We start from the raw sequence: 16,230 nt of genomic DNA, 5'->3' as shown, positions 1-16,230 counted from the left end.
AACCGCTACAAATTAGTCGCTTGAGAGCAGCTCAAACGTGTGCTGATCAATCATTTCAAGTGCTTTGCCACCGCCTCGTGCCACGCAGGTAAGCGGGTCTTCAGCTACAATAACCGGCAAGCCCGTCTCTTCGGCAATCAGCTTGTCCAGGTCGCGTAATAGTGCGCCGCCACCTGTCAGCACCAAGCCGCGCTCCGCGATATCGGAAGCAAGCTCTGGGGGGGACTGCTCAAGTGCACTTTTAACGGCAGCAACAATTGAACCCAGTGTTTCCTGCAGAGCTTCCAGAATTTCGTGCGAATTCAGCGTAAAGCTACGTGGAATCCCCTCGGCCAGATTACGCCCGCGCACATCAATTTCGCGCAGTTCGCCGCCTGGATAGGCGCAGCCGATCTCTTCCTTGATTCGCTCGGCGGTCGCCTCGCCAATCAAACTGCCGTAGTGGCGTCGCACGTACGCGGTGATCGCCTCATCAAAACGGTCACCGCCTACGCGGATCGATTCTGAATAAACTACGCCGTTGAGCGAAATAATGGCAATTTCAGTGGTACCACCACCGATATCGACCACCATTGAACCCTGCGCTTCTTCAACCGGCAGTCCTGCGCCAATGGCAGCTGCCATAGGCTCTTCAATCAGAAATACTTCACGGGCACCAGCGCCTTCGGCAGATTCACGAATAGCGCGACGCTCTACCTGGGTGGACATGCAAGGTACGCATACCAGCACGCGCGGACTCGGCGTCAAAAACGTACTCTGATGCACCTTACGGATAAAGTGCTGAAGCATCTGCTCGGTGACGGTAAAGTCGGCAATCACGCCATCCTTCATCGGTCGGATGGCAGTAATATTGCCAGGCGTGCGCCCCAGCATGCGCTTAGCGTCAGCACCTACCGATGCCACGCTACGCATATTGCCGGATTGACGGATGGCGACTACGGACGGTTCATCAAGCACGATGCCACGACCGCGTACATAAATCAGTGTATTGGCCGTACCCAGATCGATCGACAGATCGCTGGAAAACAGCCCCCTCAAACGTTTGAACATGGATGTTGTTACCTAGTGCAGACCGGGAACCCTGTGCGGATGCAAACGGTATCACCGCAACCCCCTGGCAGCAAGCACGAGTCGCTCTGAATACTGCCCGTGGAGGCCAAAATGTGGTACCTTTTGCGGCTATTTTCCACGTCTGATACATAAGACGTTTTTTTCGATGACTGACTGTATACCGCACAATGCGGGATATGTTCCATCACGTTTTAGCGAGGAAATTTCGATCATGGCGCTTGAAGAATCTCATGTGCGCCGGGCAGCGCACCTGGCCCGACTCGCCGTCAGCGATGACCAAGCCAGAGGCTTTGTAGACGATCTAAGCCGCATTCTGGACATGGTCGATCAGCTCCAAAGCATTGATACAGAAGGCGTTTCACCGCTCGCCCATCCTTTGGACGCCACCCAGCGTCTGCGTGCAGACGAAGTAACGGAAACCAACCAGCGCGATACGTTTCAGCGCTGTGCTCCGGCTGTGGAAAACGGCTTGTATCTGGTTCCCCGCGTTGTTGAATAACAGGTTCAACAAACATTCCCAGGGTTTCCAAGCCGCTGTTTTCATATTTTTCTTTCGTTCCCAATCGGAGCATTTGGGTTATGCATGATAAAACCTTAACGCAACTTGCGGCCTCCCTAAAAAGTGGCGAGTTTTCCAGCCGCGAGCTGACCTCGCACTATTTGCGAAAAATTGAGAAAGCCGACGGCACGCTCAATAGTTTTATTACCGTGACCGGCGAGCAGGCACTTAATCAGGCAGAAGCGGCCGATAAAGCGCGCGCGGCCGGAGATACCGGCTTACTTACCGGCATCCCGCTCGCCCTGAAAGATATTTTTTGTACCCGCGATGTAAAAACCAGCTGCGGCTCCAAAATGCTGGATAACTTCATCGCCCCTTACAATGCTACGGTAGTGGAAAAGCTGAGTGCAGCGGGCACCATCAGCCTGGGTAAGACCAATATGGATGAGTTCGCCATGGGCTCCTCCAATGAAAACAGCCATTACGGCGCGGTTAAAAATCCTTGGGACCTGAAAGCGGTACCAGGCGGCAGCTCCGGCGGCAGTGCTGCGGCAGTGGCCGCTGGCCTGGCCCCTGCTGCCATGGGTACCGACACGGGCGGCTCGATCCGTCAGCCGGCCGCGTTTTGCGGTATTACCGGTTTGAAGCCTACCTACGGGCGCGTTTCGCGTTACGGTATGATTGCCTACGCCTCAAGCCTTGACCAGGCAGGCCCCATGGCGCGCAGCGCCGAAGACTGCGCGCATCTCATGAACGTGATTGCCGGACACGATGTGCGCGACTCCACTAGCGTTGCCCGTGGCGTGCCAGATTACACGGAAAGCCTGAACGCGCCCCTCTCGGGTTTGAAAATTGGCCTGCCAAAAGAGTATTTTGGCGACGGGCTAGCGCCTGAAGTGGAAAAATCCGTACGCGATGCGGTGAAAGTGTATGAGTCCATGGGCGCGACCGTGCGCGAAGTGAGCCTGCCACACACTCACTACGCGATTCCGGCCTACTACGTCATTGCGCCGGCCGAGGCATCCTCCAATCTGTCACGGTTCGACGGCGTGCGCTTTGGTCATCGCTGTCAGGACCCGGTCGATCTGATGGATCTTTATAAGCGCAGCCGTGCAGAAGGTTTCGGTGAGGAGGTCAAACGGCGTATTCTGATTGGCACGCATACGCTTTCGGAAGGCTTTTTTGATGCCTACTACACCAAGGCGCAAAAAGTACGCCGCCTGATTCGCCAGGACTTCCTCGACGCTTTTGAAGAGGTTGACGTACTGATGGGCCCGGCGGCGCCTACGCCCGCTTTTGACCTGGGCGCAAAAAAAGACCCCGTATCCATGTATCTGCAAGATATCTATACCATCGCCGTCAACCTGGCGGGCATCCCCGGCATCAGCGTACCGGCTGGCTTAGCAGGCGGCCGCCCGATCGGGCTGCAGATTCTGGGCACTCACTTTGCCGAAGCGCAGCTTCTTAATGTGGCGCATCAGTATCAGCAAGCAACGGACTGGCATCTTCAACTTCCCGCCATCGCCGAGGAGAACGCCTAATGCAATGGGAAACCGTAATTGGGCTTGAAGTCCACGTTCAGCTCGCGACCCGCTCCAAGATTTTTTCCGGCGCCTCCACCGCGTTTGGTGCAGAGCCCAACACCCAGGCGTGTGCCGTTGATTTAGGCCTTCCTGGCACATTGCCCGTACTCAACGAGCAGGCCGTGGCCATGGCCGTGCAGTTTGGCTTGGCGGTTCATTCCGATATTGCAGAAGTATCGGTATTTGACCGTAAGAACTACTTCTACGCGGACCTGCCCAAGGGCTATCAAACCAGCCAGATGTATCATCCCATCGTCGGCCCAGGCGAGGTGGAAATTACGCTTGAAGATGGCACCAGCAAGCGCATTCGTATCCACCACGCTCACCTGGAAGAAGACGCTGGCAAGTCGCTGCACGAAGATTTCATGGGCATGACCGGCATCGACCTGAACCGCGCAGGCACGCCGCTTCTTGAAATCGTTTCCGAGCCGGATATGCGTAATGCCAAGGAAGCGGCCGCGTACCTCAAGGCGATCCACTCGATCGTTACCTATCTGGGTATTTCAGATGGCAATATGGCCGAAGGCTCCATGCGCTGCGACGTCAACGTCTCAGTGCGCCCCAAAGGGCAGGAAGCGTTTGGCACTCGAGCTGAAATCAAGAACGTTAACTCGTTCCGTTTTGTCGAGCGCGCCATTGCCTTTGAAGTTGAGCGTCAAATCGAGCTGATTGAAGATGGCGGTACGGTGGTTCAGGAGACGCGCCTGTTTGACCCGGAGCGCGATGAAACCCGGAGCATGCGCACAAAGGAAGAAGCCAACGACTATCGTTACTTCCCCTGCCCGGACCTGCTGCCCGTGGTTCTTGATGAGGCGTATCTTGACCACCTGCGCAGCCAGCTGCCTGAACTTCCTGCTGATAAACGTGAGCGCTTCCAGAGCGAGCTGGGCCTTTCCGCTTACGATGCCAGCGTACTGTCAGCAAGCCGCGAAATGGCCGAGTTCTTCGAGGAAGTGCATCACGTATGTGGCGATGCTAAACAGGCCGCCAACTGGGTACAGGGCGAGCTTTCCGGCGCTCTTAACCGCGAGAATCTGAGCATCACCAACAGCCCCATCTCGGCGCGTCAGCTGGGTGAGCTGTTAAGCCGGGTGCTGGATGACACTATCAACGGCAAGGCGGCAAAGCAGGTCTTCCAGGCGCTGTGGAACGGCCAGGGCGAAAATGCCGACGAGATCATTGAAACTAAAGGCCTCAAGCAGGTAACTGATACCGGTGCCATTGAAGCGATGATTGATCAGGCCATCGCCGAAAGCCCGGCCCAGGTGGCACAGTACCGCGATGCAGAGCCGGACAAGCGCGGCAAGATGATTGGCTACTTTGTGGGCCAGGTCATGAAAGCCTCACGGGGAACCGCTAACCCGCAACAGGTTAACGGCGTACTGAAAGCCAAGCTCGACGCGTTGCTCTAAGCGCAAGTTGTTGGCTGGTATAAAAAGCGGCGGCCTTTGAGCCGCCGTTTCCATGAATCGCCTGTATGAAATTAGACCAGTTGACTGGGCTGGGTAAAGCGCTTTAACCGGGCACAGCCGGCGGCCCATATATCCGCCTCCAGCTCGGCAATGGCGGCGGTGGCAAATCCTATTCCCTGCTCCGGCCTGCCCTCTACCAACAACCCTGTCAGGTTACCCACTAACGGCATATGGCTAACCAGCATGATGGGCGCGCCTTCCGGCTGGGTTAACAGCCACTCGGCGACTGCTGCCGGGTCGTCCTCAGGGGTAATAAACTCAAGCGTTTCAAGCGAGCAACCCAGCGTCTTGGCGACCAGCTCAGCGGTTTGTTGAGCGCGGGCATAGGGGCTTGCATAAAGGATGGGCCGAGCCTCGCCTTTTTCCATACGTGCAGCTAGCCAGCGCGCCATGGCAGCCACTTCGCGCTCACCGCGAGTGGTCAACAGCCGCTGGTTATCCGGGAACCCAGGTACGGCCTCACCGTGACGCATGATCAGGAGGTTATTCATGCCAGCCTCTATTTTCCAGGTGCGCTTGTTGCACTGATTCACGGGGCAGAATGAATTCTACATCGCTGCTCTGCTCACCCATCATCAGTGTGCGCGCCATGTCCTGAGCCGGTACGCCGTCAAACAGCACATGATAAAGCCCTTCGGCCAGGGGCATATAAACGCCCATTTCTTGAGCCTTGGCACACACAAGCTTGACCGTATTAACCCCTTCCGCCACTTGCCCCAACGCGGAAACGGCCTCATCCAGGCTACGCCCTTCACCCATAGCATGCCCCACACGGTAATTGCGCGAAAGGTTGGACGAGCAGGTGACGATCAAATCGCCTACGCCCGCCAGCCCCAAAAATGTCATAGGGTTGGCGCCTTGGGCCACAGCAAAGCGGCTCATTTCCGCCAGCGCCCGGGTCATCAGCATGCTGCGAGTATTTTCTCCCATGCCTAAGGCAGCGGCCATGCCTGCCGCAATGGCGTAAATATTTTTTAGCGCGCCGCCAAGCTCTACCCCGTGGCGGTCGTTGCTGGCGTAAACACGAAAATAGCGGCAGCCCAACGCCTGCTGGATACGCGTGCGGGTGAGCGCATCGGCGCTGGCAATGACGGTTGCCGTTAGCTGTTTATCCGCTATTTCAGAGGCCAGGTTAGGACCTGCAATCACCCCAATATGGGTAAATCCGGTTTCCTGCTCCAGCACCTGACTCATCAAAAAAAAGCTGTCCTGTTCGATTCCCTTGGTGGTGCTTACCAGAATCTGGCTGGGCTTAAGCCAGGGCTTGGCCGCCTGCACCACGCTTCGAAAAGCCTTAGAAGGTATCGCGATCAGCACTAGCTCCGCGTCATCCAACACTTCCTGTAGATCAGTTGAGGCCTGGACAGCGGAGTTGATGGCATAGTGCGGCAGGTAGCGGCCGTTACGGTGCTCCTGATTGATCTGTGCGACCAGCGCCTCATCACGCATCCATTGACGCACGTCAGCGCCGTTATCCGCGGCGATGCTTGCCAGGGCAGTGCCAAAACTGCCGCCGCCCAGCACCGCGACCTTGATTTGCTGCTCAGCCATAGGGATGTCCTAAGAGTCTTGCAAGAAAGTCTGGCTACTTTATCAAAACAAACGGCCCGTCTGGGAATCCAAACGGGCCGTTATATGTCAAGCGGCTGCGCTTACGCCGTCAGTACACTATTCAGACGCTTCACATAGGCGGCTGGGTCATCCAGGTGGCCCCCTTCAGCGATAATCGCCTGATCAAGCAGAATATGCGCAAGATGGGTAAACAGCTCACCTTCGGCGCCTTCCAAACGCGCAACCAGCGGGTGCTCCGGGTTAAGCTCAAGGATCGGCTTTACCTCAGGCATCTTCTGCCCGGCGGCTTCCATGATGCGGCGCATCTGGTAACCCATTTCGTGTTCAGGTAACACGACACAGGCCGGGGAGTCGGTTAAGCGATGGGTAACCTTGACCTCCTGCACACCGTCATTGAGTGCTTCTTTTACGCGCTTGACTAAATCTTCCTTGGCCTTAGCGGTCTCTTCCTGGGCCTTTTTCTCGGCTTCATCTTCCACGTCGCCAAGGTCCAGCTCGCCTTTTGCCACGTCCGCAAACGACTTGCCGTCAAACTCGGTGAGGTGGCTCATCAGCCATTCATCAATACGGTCAGACAGCAGCAGCACTTCGATGCCTTTCTTGCGGAAGATCTCCAGGTGCGGGCTATTCTTGGCCGCGTTAAAGCTGTCGGCGACCACGTAGTAGATTTTCTTCTGGCCTTCCTTCATGCGCTCGACGTAATCGGCAAGCGACTGGTCTTGCGTGGCCGTATCGGTATGGGTAGACGCAAAGCGCAGCAGCCCAGCCACTTTTTCGCGGTTGGCGAAGTCTTCCCCAGGCCCTTCTTTCAACACGCTACCGAAGGTGTTCCAGAACGTCTGGTACTGTTCGCTGTCTTTGGAAAGCTTCTTCAGCATGTCCAGCGCACGCTTGGTCAGCGCGCCTTTGATCTTGTCGACCTGCGGGTCCTGCTGTAAAAGCTCGCGAGAAACGTTGAGTGACAGATCACGGGTATCCAACACGCCCTTGATAAAACGCAGGTAAAGCGGCAGGAACTGCTCAGCGTCGTCCATAATGAACACACGCTGGACATAAAGCTTAACGCCACGAGCACCGTCGCGTTCATACATGTCAAACGGCGCACGACCCGGCACATAAAGCAGGCTGGTGTATTCAAGCTTGCCTTCTACCTTGTTATGGCTCCAGGCCAGCGGGTCGCTGAAGTCGTGGGCAACGTGCTTGTAGAACGCCTTGTACTCGTCGTCTGAAACCTCGCTTTTAGGACGTGCCCAGAGCGCAGTGGCTTCGTTAACGGTCTCCCAAGTGGTCACTTCACTGCCTTCGATGTCGTTACCTTCATCATCCTTGGCAGTTTCCGTCTTGGGCATGCGTACGGGTACTTCAATATGATCGGAGTACTTGCGCACCAGGCTTTGCAGACGGTAATCGTCGGCAAATTCCTTGGCGTCTTCTTTCAAGTAAAGGATAATTTCGGTGCCGTGAATCTCACGCTCAATATCAGCAACGGTAAACTCGCCCTCACCCTTGGAACGCCACTCCACGCCCTCGGATGCTTGTGTGCCGGCTTTACGGGTACGCACGGCAACTTCATCAGCGACAATGAATCCTGAGTAGAAGCCCACACCAAACTGACCGATCAGCTTGGCATCCTTCTGCTGCTCGCCCGACATTTGCTTGAGAAACTCCGCAGTGCCCGAGCGTGCAATAGTACCTAGGTTCGCGATGACGTCTTCACGGTTCATGCCAATACCGTTGTCGCGCAACGTAATGGTATTGGCTTCTTTGTCGTGTTCAATTTCAACGCGCAGCTCGCTATCGCCTTCGTACAGGGCATCGTTATCCAGCGCTGCATAGCGTAATTTGTCACAGGCGTCAGCAGCGTTGGAGATAAGCTCGCGTAAGAAAATCTCCCGGTTCGAATACAGGGAGTGAATCATCAGATTAAGAAGTTGTTTAACTTCTGTTTGAAAGCCTAAAGTTTCTTCGTGGGTCGCAGTCGTCATACGCCTAGCCCTCATCAATCACGTTGTGCTTAATGCTCCTGTTTTATGAGCAGGAGCGAAAAATGTGTGAACTGAATATGGGGATAAGCGAAGAGATTTCAAGAAGCTGAATGCGCAGAAGAAGCAATATCGATATTGCCTTGCTTCCAGGCGTGGTAATCCGCCAAGCGCTGGTCAATACGATTTAAAAGCCAGCCAACAATAATGACGTCATCAACAAGGCCTATAAGCAGGAGAAAATCCGGGATTAAATCAAACGGCATGACAAGATAAGCGAGTGCCAGTGCCATCATGCCAAAGGCGGACCAGGGCACGGGACGAAAACGGCCGCTGATAACATCGCGTGTCATGGGCACAAACAGCGTCAACGCACGGCCAATACGTTTAATCGCCCACACGCGAGATTTAAGTCGACGAAATAACCACAAAGCGGATAATCGAGCCATCGTAATTGAATCCTCCAAGTGTCACGATTGTCTGAACATCATTTGACCATTTAGTTCACTATAGCGGCTGTTAACCCGCTAGCAATCAAGAGAGAGTGTTATGCAGGCATCGCCATTTCGATCCCCTTTTCGTGCTCTATGTGCAGCTCTTCTGGTGGGCTTGCCTACAACATCGTGGGCCGTTTCCGATACCGCCATGCGCGACGCGCTAGAAGCGGCTCGTCAACAACAGTGGAATCGCATAGACGAGCGCGCCATTGAAGGCCATATCTTAAGTGGTTACGTTGAATATCATCGGCTACGCAATCAGTTGCCCAACTTATCGCCTGGGCAGGTACAACATTTTGTCAGCCAGCATAGCGACTCGCCGCTTTCTGAGTGGCTACGTGGCCAAGCCATTGCCAAATACGGCAATGCAGGCCGCTACAGTGATTTGCTCTTGGTAGCGGATGGCGAACCTGCTGGCACCTCTCGACAATGCTACTACTATGCCGCCCTAATGGATTCACAGCCTCAGGTGGCCGCGGAAGCCGGACTTGAGTTATGGCTTCAGGGCAGCTCCCAACCAGATGCCTGCGACCCGCTTTTTAACCGCCTGCGCGCTAACGGAACTATTGATGAAACGGCCATTTGGGAGCGCAAGATGCTCGCCTGGCAGGCTGGTGAAAGCCGTTTATCAACGTATCTGAGCGAGCAGCTCAGCGATCAGTGGCAAACCGCCATTGAAACGGCTGAAAACGTTGATAGCCACACCCAGGCGATTGTATCAGCCCCTGCTTGCCTCGGGCCTGAGTGTGCGGCAACCGCAAGCTTCTATAAAGCGGCCATGCAGCGCTTTACACGGGAAGACACACCCGCAGCCCTGGCAGCCTGGCAAACCATGAACCCGCGCTTGAACCTGCGACCCAGTGACCAGCAGCAAATCGAAGAAGAGCTGGCGTTTTATGCGCTGGTACGCGATGTGCCGGGTGCGCTAGGCTGGGTGGACCACGTTCTTCCTTCGCTTGAAAGCGAGCGTGTACTGGAACTTCGCGTGCGCCGTGCGCTGGCCGAACGCCGCTGGCAGGATGTAATACACTGGATTGCAGAAATGCCCGCCGATCAGCAGGGCAACAGCCGCTGGCAGTACTGGTTGGCCCGCGCCAATGAACAGCTGGGCAACCAGGAAGCCGCCACGGCCCGCTACCGTCAGGCCGCAACCGACCGCAGTTTCTATGGGTTTGCGGCCGCTGAAAAAATAGGCCAGCCCTACCAGCTGAATCTTGAGCGCAACCATTTTGATGAAGCATCCCGTGAGTACACGGCTCAGCTTCCCGTCGTCCAGCGCACGGAAGCCTTGCTACGTATTGGTGAAGACGGACTTGCCAATAGCGAATGGCTGTATGCCGTACAGAATAGCTCACCTCAGCAGGCCCGGGCGCTGGCTGATTATGCCGATCACCAACAGTGGCACGCACGCCTGGTACAAACCACCATTGCAGGCGGTATGTGGGATGCCCTTGACTGGCGGTTCCCGCAGGCGTACCGGGACAGCTTTATGCACTGGGGCCGTCAGACCGGTGTAGATCCTTACCTCTTGATGGCAATTACGCGCCGCGAAAGCGCCTACAACCCAGTAGCTCTTTCACCTGCAGGGGCGCGTGGCTTGATGCAACTAATGCCTGGGACTGCAAGTCTGGTCAGCCGCCAGTTGGGTATTGCCGACCCTGGCCCGTACGGCATTCTGGAACCTGAGCTTAATATCCGCCTGGGCAGCACCTATCTGCGTGACAAGTTGAATCGCTATCAGGGGAATCGTTTAGCCGCAGCGGCTGCCTATAACGCAGGGCCGGGGCGCGTTGATCAGTGGTTAGGCAGCGGAATGGAGTCGTTCGACCTGTTTGTGGAGAGTATTCCCTTCCGAGAAACGCGGGATTATGTGCAGGCGGTGCTTAGCTACCGGGTCATTTTTGAAAGCCTTGCCAACGGCGGCAGCAGCGAGGGCGTCTCGCTACTCAGTGAAAACGAGCAGCAAGTACGCTATGACCGTGCTCTCTTAGCCCGCCGTTAACACACGTCTCTCTACTCCTTGCCAGCGCCCGGCTATACCGGGCGCTGTTCCATGGCCAGGCGAAGACCCAACGCCACCAGAACCGCACCCGTAGCCGCATTCAAGACTTGCGCAAAGCGCAGGCTGGCAAGCCACTTGCCAGCACTGCCAATCATTAGTACCACCCCAATTTGCCAGATATTAGCGATCACGAAATGCACGCCCGCAAGCCAGAGCGACTTCAAAAGTGCCGGGTCATCGGGGGCGATGAATTGTGGCAAAAACGCCATGTAGAACACAATAGTCTTGGGGTTGAGTACATTGGAAAGCAATCCCTCTTTAACCGGCTGCCAAAGCGGAACAGCGTTCGCCACACCCGTCATGCTTTTAACGGGCAGCGGCTGACCACGCCGCGCGGCAAGCAAGCTCGTTATACCCAACCATACCAGGTACCCCGCCCCAGCAAGCTTCAGGAGATGAAAGGCCCAGGCAGACTGAAGCAGAATCAGTGAAATGCCCAACGCCGAGATGGTGGCATGCACAAACAGGCCACAGCAGATGGCAATACTGGTGATGACACCATCGCTAATACCTCCCCGCGCGGTGTTGCGAATGACCAGCAGTGTATCCACGCCAGGCGTAATTGATAAAAGCGTAATCGCAATCAGAAAGGCCACAAACTGCGAGTCCACTAAACTTATTAGCGTCATAAAAGCGCACTCAAACGGGGTCAAAGAAACTTTAGATCATCACTGGACGATCCTTTTTTTTACATCTAAAGTGTTTTAGCGGGCAAGCACAACGGTTGTTTGCTTGAACATTATAAGCAAGTTAAGGAAACGCATAATGGCAACTGGTACTGTTAAGTGGTTCAACGACACGAAAGGCTTCGGCTTCATCTCTCCCGATGACGGCGGAGACGATCTGTTTGCCCACTTCTCCGAAATTCAAGCTGAAGGTTTCAAGACCCTGCAGGATGGTCAAAAAGTCAGCTTTGAAGTGACTCAGGGTAAAAAGGGCCTTCAGGCTTCCAACATTCGCCCTGCCTAAGCATTGCCGAATGTAGCAAGGCCCGCTCTGGCGGGCCTTTTTATTGCACGCTTATCCATTTCTATTGATTAGGCGCCGTTTCATCGGCTTCAGTTGATTCACTGGTTTCTACGTCTGCGCCTTCATTTAGAATAGCCCCACGGCTGTGACTATCGTTATGCTCTCGCTCAATCTCTTTAAATTGCTCTTCCAGACGCTGTTGTGCTTCTTCAAAACGGCGCTCGGTATCCTCAAGCAGCGCATCAACATCCGTAGCTTCCAGATTATCGTCAAGGCGTGAGTTATCAGGCAGGCTGCTCTGCACCTCCCACTCCGTGGAGAACGTTTCCTCGTCAAAAGACTCCTGGGTGGCGCCCTGCTGCTCGACCTCTTGGAACTGTTCTTCTAGGCGTCGCTGCGCCTCCTGAAAGCGCTGCTCCGTTTCCTCGATCATCTGGTCTACATCAGAGCGAGTCGCTTCACCCGGCATGGCGCCGCCCTCTTCCAAAACGTCATCCGGGTCGGCAGCCAGGGTTGATTCATCGGCTTCAACTTCTTCACCTACTGACGCTTCGGGAGCGGATACTTCGCTTTCCATGTCACCACGCAGGGCTTCAGCACGCTCAAGCTCTTCAGCCGCCTGGCGCGCCTCAACGTCATCTTCCACTTCTTCAGGACTTGGCATTTGTGCTGCATTTTCAGCAGCTGCCGGCGCCTCTTGTTCTTGAACCACCTCATCTTCGGCTACCGATGAGGGCTCATCAGGCGCCAGGCTAGCCTCTTCCTGAGAATCCCCACAGGCACTAAGTAACAGTGCCAGTGTGGCAATAGCAGGCATCCATAAACGACTAATCATTAGCTCCTTCTCCTTAAACAACTCTCTTCAAAGACTTCGCATAACTAATGACGATCGTTGGTCGATAGCAGCGCACAGCCTTCTGGTAATAATACACGTAGAGCCAATGGCACTACTTCGGCACAAAAACGGTCATACTGACACGCTTCGCCATCCAGTGTTAATGGCCAGGCAGGATCGTCGCGCTGGGTCGTGACGGTAAATTTGTTTGTCGTAAAATAGCGCACATACTCACCATCAGCTGGGAAGCTCTGCAACTCGTTAATCAGCGTGGGCAACTCTTTCACTGAACTGAAATCCTTGACCAGCAGTACATCCAAACGGCCATCATCGAGCTTTGCCCGGGGCGCAAGCACCTGGCCGCCCCCGGATTGTCGCCCATTGCCTAGCGCCAACAAAAGCAAGGAAGCGTTTTGCTCCTGACCTCCCCAGTGCAATGTGCCGCGATAACTGCGATGCCTCCAGGCTTTCAGCGCGCCCATGACGGAGTATGCACCTCCTCCGAGCATGCGTTTAAGCGTTTTGGGGGTCGAAGATGTAATTTCAGCACCAAACCCGCCGGTAGTCATGTTGACGTAGTACTGGGTCGAGCTTTTATCATTGCCCTCGGCCGTGACACGCACCACATCAATCGGGTAAGACGTTAATGTCATTGCCTCAGCCAGCGCAGGGCCTGGCTCTAGCGGTAGCCCTGTCGAGGTCGCAAAGTCATTGGCGCTACCCAGTGGAACAATGCCCAGCGCTGGGCGCCTGTCATAGGCAACGCGCATCAGCCCGTTTACCACTTCGTTGACCGTACCATCCCCACCGCAGGCAATCACATGCGTAATACCCGCATCAGCCGCCTCCTCGGCAAAGAGAGCGGCATCGCCACCTTCCCATGTTGAGCGCACGGTAATCAGCATCCCTGCCTTTCGCTGCTCCTCAACGGCTTCGCGCAATTCCGGATTGCCGGCAGATTTACCATTTATAATAAGTAAAAACCGCTGCTGTGAGTCTGTCACCAAGTTATCCCTTTCATGGTTGAATGGCTGGTGTTGCTCATGCCAGCGCTTTTTCGACTACCTCATATACATTAGAAGATAGCGGCTCTTCTTTGATACGCTTCAACTGAGCGCGCATCAACGACTGCCGGTTTTCATCAAACCGCTGCCAACGGGTTAGCGGAGTGACCAAGCGTGCGGCAATTTCCGGGTTCAGACGGTTAAGCTCGATAACCACATCAGCTAACAGCGCATAGCCCTTTCCGTCCAGGCGATGAAAGTTGACTCGATTCTGGGCAAAAGCCCCAATCAAAGCACGCACTTTATTGGGGTTCTTGATTGAAAACGCCGGATGTTGCATCAAGAATTGTACCCGCTCAAGCACGTCAGGCTGGGGGCGCGTTACCTGAATGGTGAACCACTGATCCATTACCAGCGGGTCATGCGCCCACTTCTCGCCAAACGCTTTCAATGCCGGGGCAGACAGGTCGTCACGATCGCTATGCACCAGCAGCGTCAGCGCATGGCGCACATCGGTCATGTTATGATCGACGGCCACCTGCTCTTCGCAAAGCGCGACGGCTTTTTCATCCTCAATCGACATCAGATAGCTTAGCGCTGTATTTTTAAGACTGCGCTGGGCTATCTGTTCAGGCGTTGGCGCATAAGGCTCATCGGTACGGTTTGCTTCAAAGATCGCCATGAACTCGTCACGAAGCACCAGAGCCAGCGATTGGCGCACAAATTCACGCGCCGCGTGAATAGCGTCCACATCGACAATGGGCTGCTGCTCGGCAATGTAAGCTTCAGAAGGCAGGGTCAGCATCTCTGATAAAACGGCCTTATCGACGGTCGAACCTGTCAGAAGGGTTCTAAATGCTTCCGTGACGCGGCTATCCATGACTTTTTCAACACCATTACGATGCGCGGCAATCAGGTCATCCAATGCCAGCATTGCCAAGCGCTGCCCGGCATCCCAACGGTTGAATCCATCGCTATCGTGAGTCAGCAAAAACGCCAATTCCTCGCGGGAATAAGGAAAGTTCAGCTTTACCGGCGCAGAGAAATCGCGCAGTAGCGAAGGTACCGGAGCTTCGGCCACATCAGTGAACACAAAGGTCTGCTCTTCGTCGCGCAGGTGAATGACGGCGTCTTTACCCAGCTTTTCACCTGCCAGGGTCAGTGTTAAATCCTGGCCCGATTTGGTCCCTACCAGCCCCATGCGTATTGGAATGTGCATTGGCAGCTTTTCCGGCTGCCCAGGTGTTGCCGGTGTGCGCTGACGTAGCGTGAGACGATACTCGCTATGGACATAGTCATACTCGCCATAGGCATCAATTTCGGGCGTACCGGCTTGAGAGTACCAGCGCATAAACTGACTAAGGTCTTCCCCAGATGCTTGAGCCATGCACTCTACAAAGTCTTCGATCGTAACCGCCTGGCCATCAAAGCGCTCGAAGTAGGCATCTGAGCCGCGCCGGAAATTTTCCCACCCGACCAGATTACACAGCATACGCACCACTTCGGCTCCCTTTTCATAAATCGTCAGGGTATAGAAGTTGGTAATCTCTATGAAATGGTCCGGACGGACGGGGTGCGCCGTAGGGCCTGCATCTTCGGCAAACTGCGCCGTGCGGAAAAAGGAGACATCCTGGATCCGCTTGACGGGCGCTGAGTTGGTATCTGCCGAGAAACATTGGTCACGAAAAACCGTGAAGCCTTCTTTCAGGGATAACTGAAACCAGTCACGGCAGGTAACACGATTGCCCGACCAGTTATGAAAATATTCATGAGCTACAATGCCTTCGACATTCTGGAAAGTGGCGTCGGTGGCAGTCTGGGGGTGCGTCAACACGGCAGCGGAGTTGAAAATATTCAGCCCCTTGTTCTCCATGGCACCCATGTTGAAGTCGTTAACGGCCACAATCATGAAGAGGTCCAGATCGTACTCACGCCCGTACGTCTGTTCATCCCATTCCATGGAGCGTTTGAGTGACGCCATGGCATGTTCTGTTTTATCTAGGTTCTCCTCTTCGACCCAAATCTGAAGCGTGACATCGCGCCCGCTCATGGTCGTGAAGTGATCTTCTACTTTATGAAGATTTCCCGCGACCAAGGCGAACAGATAACAGGGCTTGGGGAATGGATCTTCCCACTTGACGAAGTGCCGGCCGCCCTCCATCTCCCCTCTAGCAACCGGGTTGCCATTAGCCAACAAGATGGGTTCTTTCTGTACATCCCCAATGACCGTTACGGTAAAAGTAGCCATGACATCTGGTCGGTCAGGGTAGAAAGTAATGCGCCGAAACCCCTCAGCCTCGCATTGAGTACAATACATGCCGCTTGACTGGTAAAGGCCTTCCAGCGCCGTATTGGTACTGGGAGCAATCTTCACTTCGCTTTCCAAACTGAAGCTTGCCGGTACGGTGTGGATTTTCAAACCGTGATCGTCGAGCTGATAGTCAGCTTCCGTCAGGGCGGTTCCATCAATGGCCAGAGAAATCAGTGTCAGCTGCTCGCCATCAAGCACCAACGGCGCTTTATCATCTGCTTGGTCATTGCGTTCAAACAATAATCGCGCTTTTACATGGGTAGCTGCAGGGTCAAGATCAAACGTCAGCTCGGTATGGATAACACGATAGGCGGGCGGCTGGTAGTCGCTTAAATAAACCGGCTGCGGATCAGACATAGTGCGTAGCTCCATT

At 54.9% G+C, this 16,230-nt stretch carries 14 protein-coding genes; 5 read left to right on the top strand and 9 right to left on the bottom strand.

Translation table 11 applies throughout. From position 1 onward, the window contains the following. Positions 1 to 12: 12 nt before the first annotated feature. Positions 13 to 1,050: a rod shape-determining protein gene (locus tag ELY38_RS17545; RefSeq protein WP_018915723.1), complete on the bottom strand. Its 1,038-nt coding sequence runs from the start codon at positions 1,048 to 1,050 to the stop codon at positions 13 to 15. A 232-nt stretch (positions 1,051 to 1,282) separates the two neighbouring features. Between ELY38_RS17545 and gatC the strand changes: the two genes are divergently transcribed. The 3 genes from gatC to gatB all read left to right on the top strand — a co-directional run bounded on the left by gatC (position 1,283) and on the right by gatB (position 4,565). Continuing rightward, positions 1,283 to 1,570 (top strand): Asp-tRNA(Asn)/Glu-tRNA(Gln) amidotransferase subunit GatC, encoded by a 288-nt coding sequence (gene gatC, locus ELY38_RS17540; protein WP_127063456.1) that lies wholly within the window; start codon positions 1,283 to 1,285, stop codon positions 1,568 to 1,570. Between the two features lie 80 nt (positions 1,571 to 1,650). Next, the gene (gatA, locus tag ELY38_RS17535; RefSeq protein WP_127063455.1) at positions 1,651 to 3,111 is read left to right on the top strand and encodes an Asp-tRNA(Asn)/Glu-tRNA(Gln) amidotransferase subunit GatA; all 1,461 of its coding nucleotides are present in this window, start codon (positions 1,651 to 1,653) and stop codon (positions 3,109 to 3,111) included. Next, positions 3,111 to 4,565 carry an Asp-tRNA(Asn)/Glu-tRNA(Gln) amidotransferase subunit GatB gene (gene gatB, locus ELY38_RS17530; RefSeq protein ID WP_127063454.1) on the top strand — a complete coding sequence of 485 codons (1,455 nt, stop codon included), beginning with the start codon at positions 3,111 to 3,113 and terminating at the stop codon, positions 4,563 to 4,565. Before gatA ends, gatB begins: the two co-directional genes overlap by 1 nt. Before the next feature lie 71 nt (positions 4,566 to 4,636). Here gatB and sixA read toward each other — a convergent pair whose 3' ends face one another. From sixA to ELY38_RS17510, 4 genes are all read right to left on the bottom strand, one after another. After that, positions 4,637 to 5,116, bottom strand: a complete 480-nt coding sequence (gene sixA / locus ELY38_RS17525) for a phosphohistidine phosphatase SixA (RefSeq protein WP_127063453.1) — start codon at positions 5,114 to 5,116, stop codon at positions 4,637 to 4,639. Beyond that, entirely contained in the window at positions 5,109 to 6,176 is a 1,068-nt protein-coding gene (locus ELY38_RS17520) for an NAD(P)H-dependent glycerol-3-phosphate dehydrogenase (RefSeq protein WP_127063452.1), read from the bottom strand. The genes sixA and ELY38_RS17520 overlap by 8 nt, the downstream gene beginning before the upstream one ends. Before the next feature lie 101 nt (positions 6,177 to 6,277). Continuing rightward, positions 6,278 to 8,182 carry a molecular chaperone HtpG gene (htpG, locus tag ELY38_RS17515; RefSeq protein ID WP_127063451.1) on the bottom strand — a complete coding sequence of 635 codons (1,905 nt, stop codon included), beginning with the start codon at positions 8,180 to 8,182 and terminating at the stop codon, positions 6,278 to 6,280. 98 nt (positions 8,183 to 8,280) lie between these two features. Continuing rightward, positions 8,281 to 8,628 (bottom strand): YkvA family protein, encoded by a 348-nt coding sequence (locus tag ELY38_RS17510; protein WP_127063450.1) that lies wholly within the window; start codon positions 8,626 to 8,628, stop codon positions 8,281 to 8,283. A gap of 100 nt (positions 8,629 to 8,728) precedes the next feature. Here ELY38_RS17510 and ELY38_RS17505 point away from each other — a divergent pair, with 100 nt between their 5' ends. Further along, entirely contained in the window at positions 8,729 to 10,678 is a 1,950-nt protein-coding gene (locus ELY38_RS17505; RefSeq protein ID WP_127063449.1) for a transglycosylase SLT domain-containing protein, read from the top strand. Positions 10,679 to 10,710: 32 nt separating this feature from the next. On the opposite strand, the gene ELY38_RS17500 is transcribed toward ELY38_RS17505, so the two are convergent. After that, positions 10,711 to 11,367, bottom strand: a complete 657-nt coding sequence (locus tag ELY38_RS17500) for a LysE family translocator (protein ID WP_127063448.1) — start codon at positions 11,365 to 11,367, stop codon at positions 10,711 to 10,713. Positions 11,368 to 11,503: 136 nt separating this feature from the next. Between ELY38_RS17500 and ELY38_RS17495 the strand changes: the two genes are divergently transcribed. After that, positions 11,504 to 11,707 carry a cold-shock protein gene (locus ELY38_RS17495; protein WP_007114660.1) on the top strand — a complete coding sequence of 68 codons (204 nt, stop codon included), beginning with the start codon at positions 11,504 to 11,506 and terminating at the stop codon, positions 11,705 to 11,707. A gap of 61 nt (positions 11,708 to 11,768) precedes the next feature. On the opposite strand, the gene ELY38_RS17490 is transcribed toward ELY38_RS17495, so the two are convergent. Genes ELY38_RS17490 through pepN form a run of 3 tightly spaced genes read right to left on the bottom strand, consistent with a single transcriptional unit; the run spans position 11,769 to position 16,214 of the window. Next, positions 11,769 to 12,542 carry a hypothetical protein gene (locus ELY38_RS17490; protein ID WP_127063447.1) on the bottom strand — a complete coding sequence of 258 codons (774 nt, stop codon included), beginning with the start codon at positions 12,540 to 12,542 and terminating at the stop codon, positions 11,769 to 11,771. 44 nt (positions 12,543 to 12,586) lie between these two features. Continuing rightward, entirely contained in the window at positions 12,587 to 13,546 is a 960-nt protein-coding gene (gene yegS / locus ELY38_RS17485) for a lipid kinase YegS (protein ID WP_127063446.1), read from the bottom strand. Positions 13,547 to 13,583: 37 nt separating this feature from the next. Next, positions 13,584 to 16,214 (bottom strand): aminopeptidase N, encoded by a 2,631-nt coding sequence (gene pepN, locus ELY38_RS17480; RefSeq protein ID WP_127063445.1) that lies wholly within the window; start codon positions 16,212 to 16,214, stop codon positions 13,584 to 13,586. Between the last annotated feature and the right edge of the window lie 16 nt (positions 16,215 to 16,230).

This window comes from Vreelandella nanhaiensis (assembly GCF_003990185.1).
Lineage (GTDB): Bacteria > Pseudomonadota > Gammaproteobacteria > Pseudomonadales > Halomonadaceae > Vreelandella > Vreelandella nanhaiensis.
Note: the sequence above shows the minus strand (reverse complement) of the source record. Positions and strands in the feature narration are given on the sequence as shown.

What these genes read in the sequence shown, in the direction of transcription:
- ELY38_RS17545 (WP_018915723.1), bottom strand. Translation starts at nt 1,050, where the DNA reads ATGTTCAAACGTTTGAGGGGGCTGTTTTCCAGCGATCTGTCGATCGAT.
- gatC (WP_127063456.1), top strand. Translation starts at nt 1,283, where the DNA reads ATGGCGCTTGAAGAATCTCATGTGCGCCGGGCAGCGCACCTGGCCCGA.
- gatA (WP_127063455.1), top strand. Translation starts at nt 1,651, where the DNA reads ATGCATGATAAAACCTTAACGCAACTTGCGGCCTCCCTAAAAAGTGGC.
- gatB (WP_127063454.1), top strand. Translation starts at nt 3,111, where the DNA reads ATGCAATGGGAAACCGTAATTGGGCTTGAAGTCCACGTTCAGCTCGCG.
- sixA (WP_127063453.1), bottom strand. Translation starts at nt 5,116, where the DNA reads ATGAATAACCTCCTGATCATGCGTCACGGTGAGGCCGTACCTGGGTTC.
- ELY38_RS17520 (WP_127063452.1), bottom strand. Translation starts at nt 6,176, where the DNA reads ATGGCTGAGCAGCAAATCAAGGTCGCGGTGCTGGGCGGCGGCAGTTTT.
- htpG (WP_127063451.1), bottom strand. Translation starts at nt 8,182, where the DNA reads ATGACGACTGCGACCCACGAAGAAACTTTAGGCTTTCAAACAGAAGTT.
- ELY38_RS17510 (WP_127063450.1), bottom strand. Translation starts at nt 8,628, where the DNA reads ATGGCTCGATTATCCGCTTTGTGGTTATTTCGTCGACTTAAATCTCGC.
- ELY38_RS17505 (WP_127063449.1), top strand. Translation starts at nt 8,729, where the DNA reads ATGCAGGCATCGCCATTTCGATCCCCTTTTCGTGCTCTATGTGCAGCT.
- ELY38_RS17500 (WP_127063448.1), bottom strand. Translation starts at nt 11,367, where the DNA reads ATGACGCTAATAAGTTTAGTGGACTCGCAGTTTGTGGCCTTTCTGATT.
- ELY38_RS17495 (WP_007114660.1), top strand. Translation starts at nt 11,504, where the DNA reads ATGGCAACTGGTACTGTTAAGTGGTTCAACGACACGAAAGGCTTCGGC.
- ELY38_RS17490 (WP_127063447.1), bottom strand. Translation starts at nt 12,542, where the DNA reads ATGATTAGTCGTTTATGGATGCCTGCTATTGCCACACTGGCACTGTTA.
- pepN (WP_127063445.1), bottom strand. Translation starts at nt 16,214, where the DNA reads ATGTCTGATCCGCAGCCGGTTTATTTAAGCGACTACCAGCCGCCCGCC.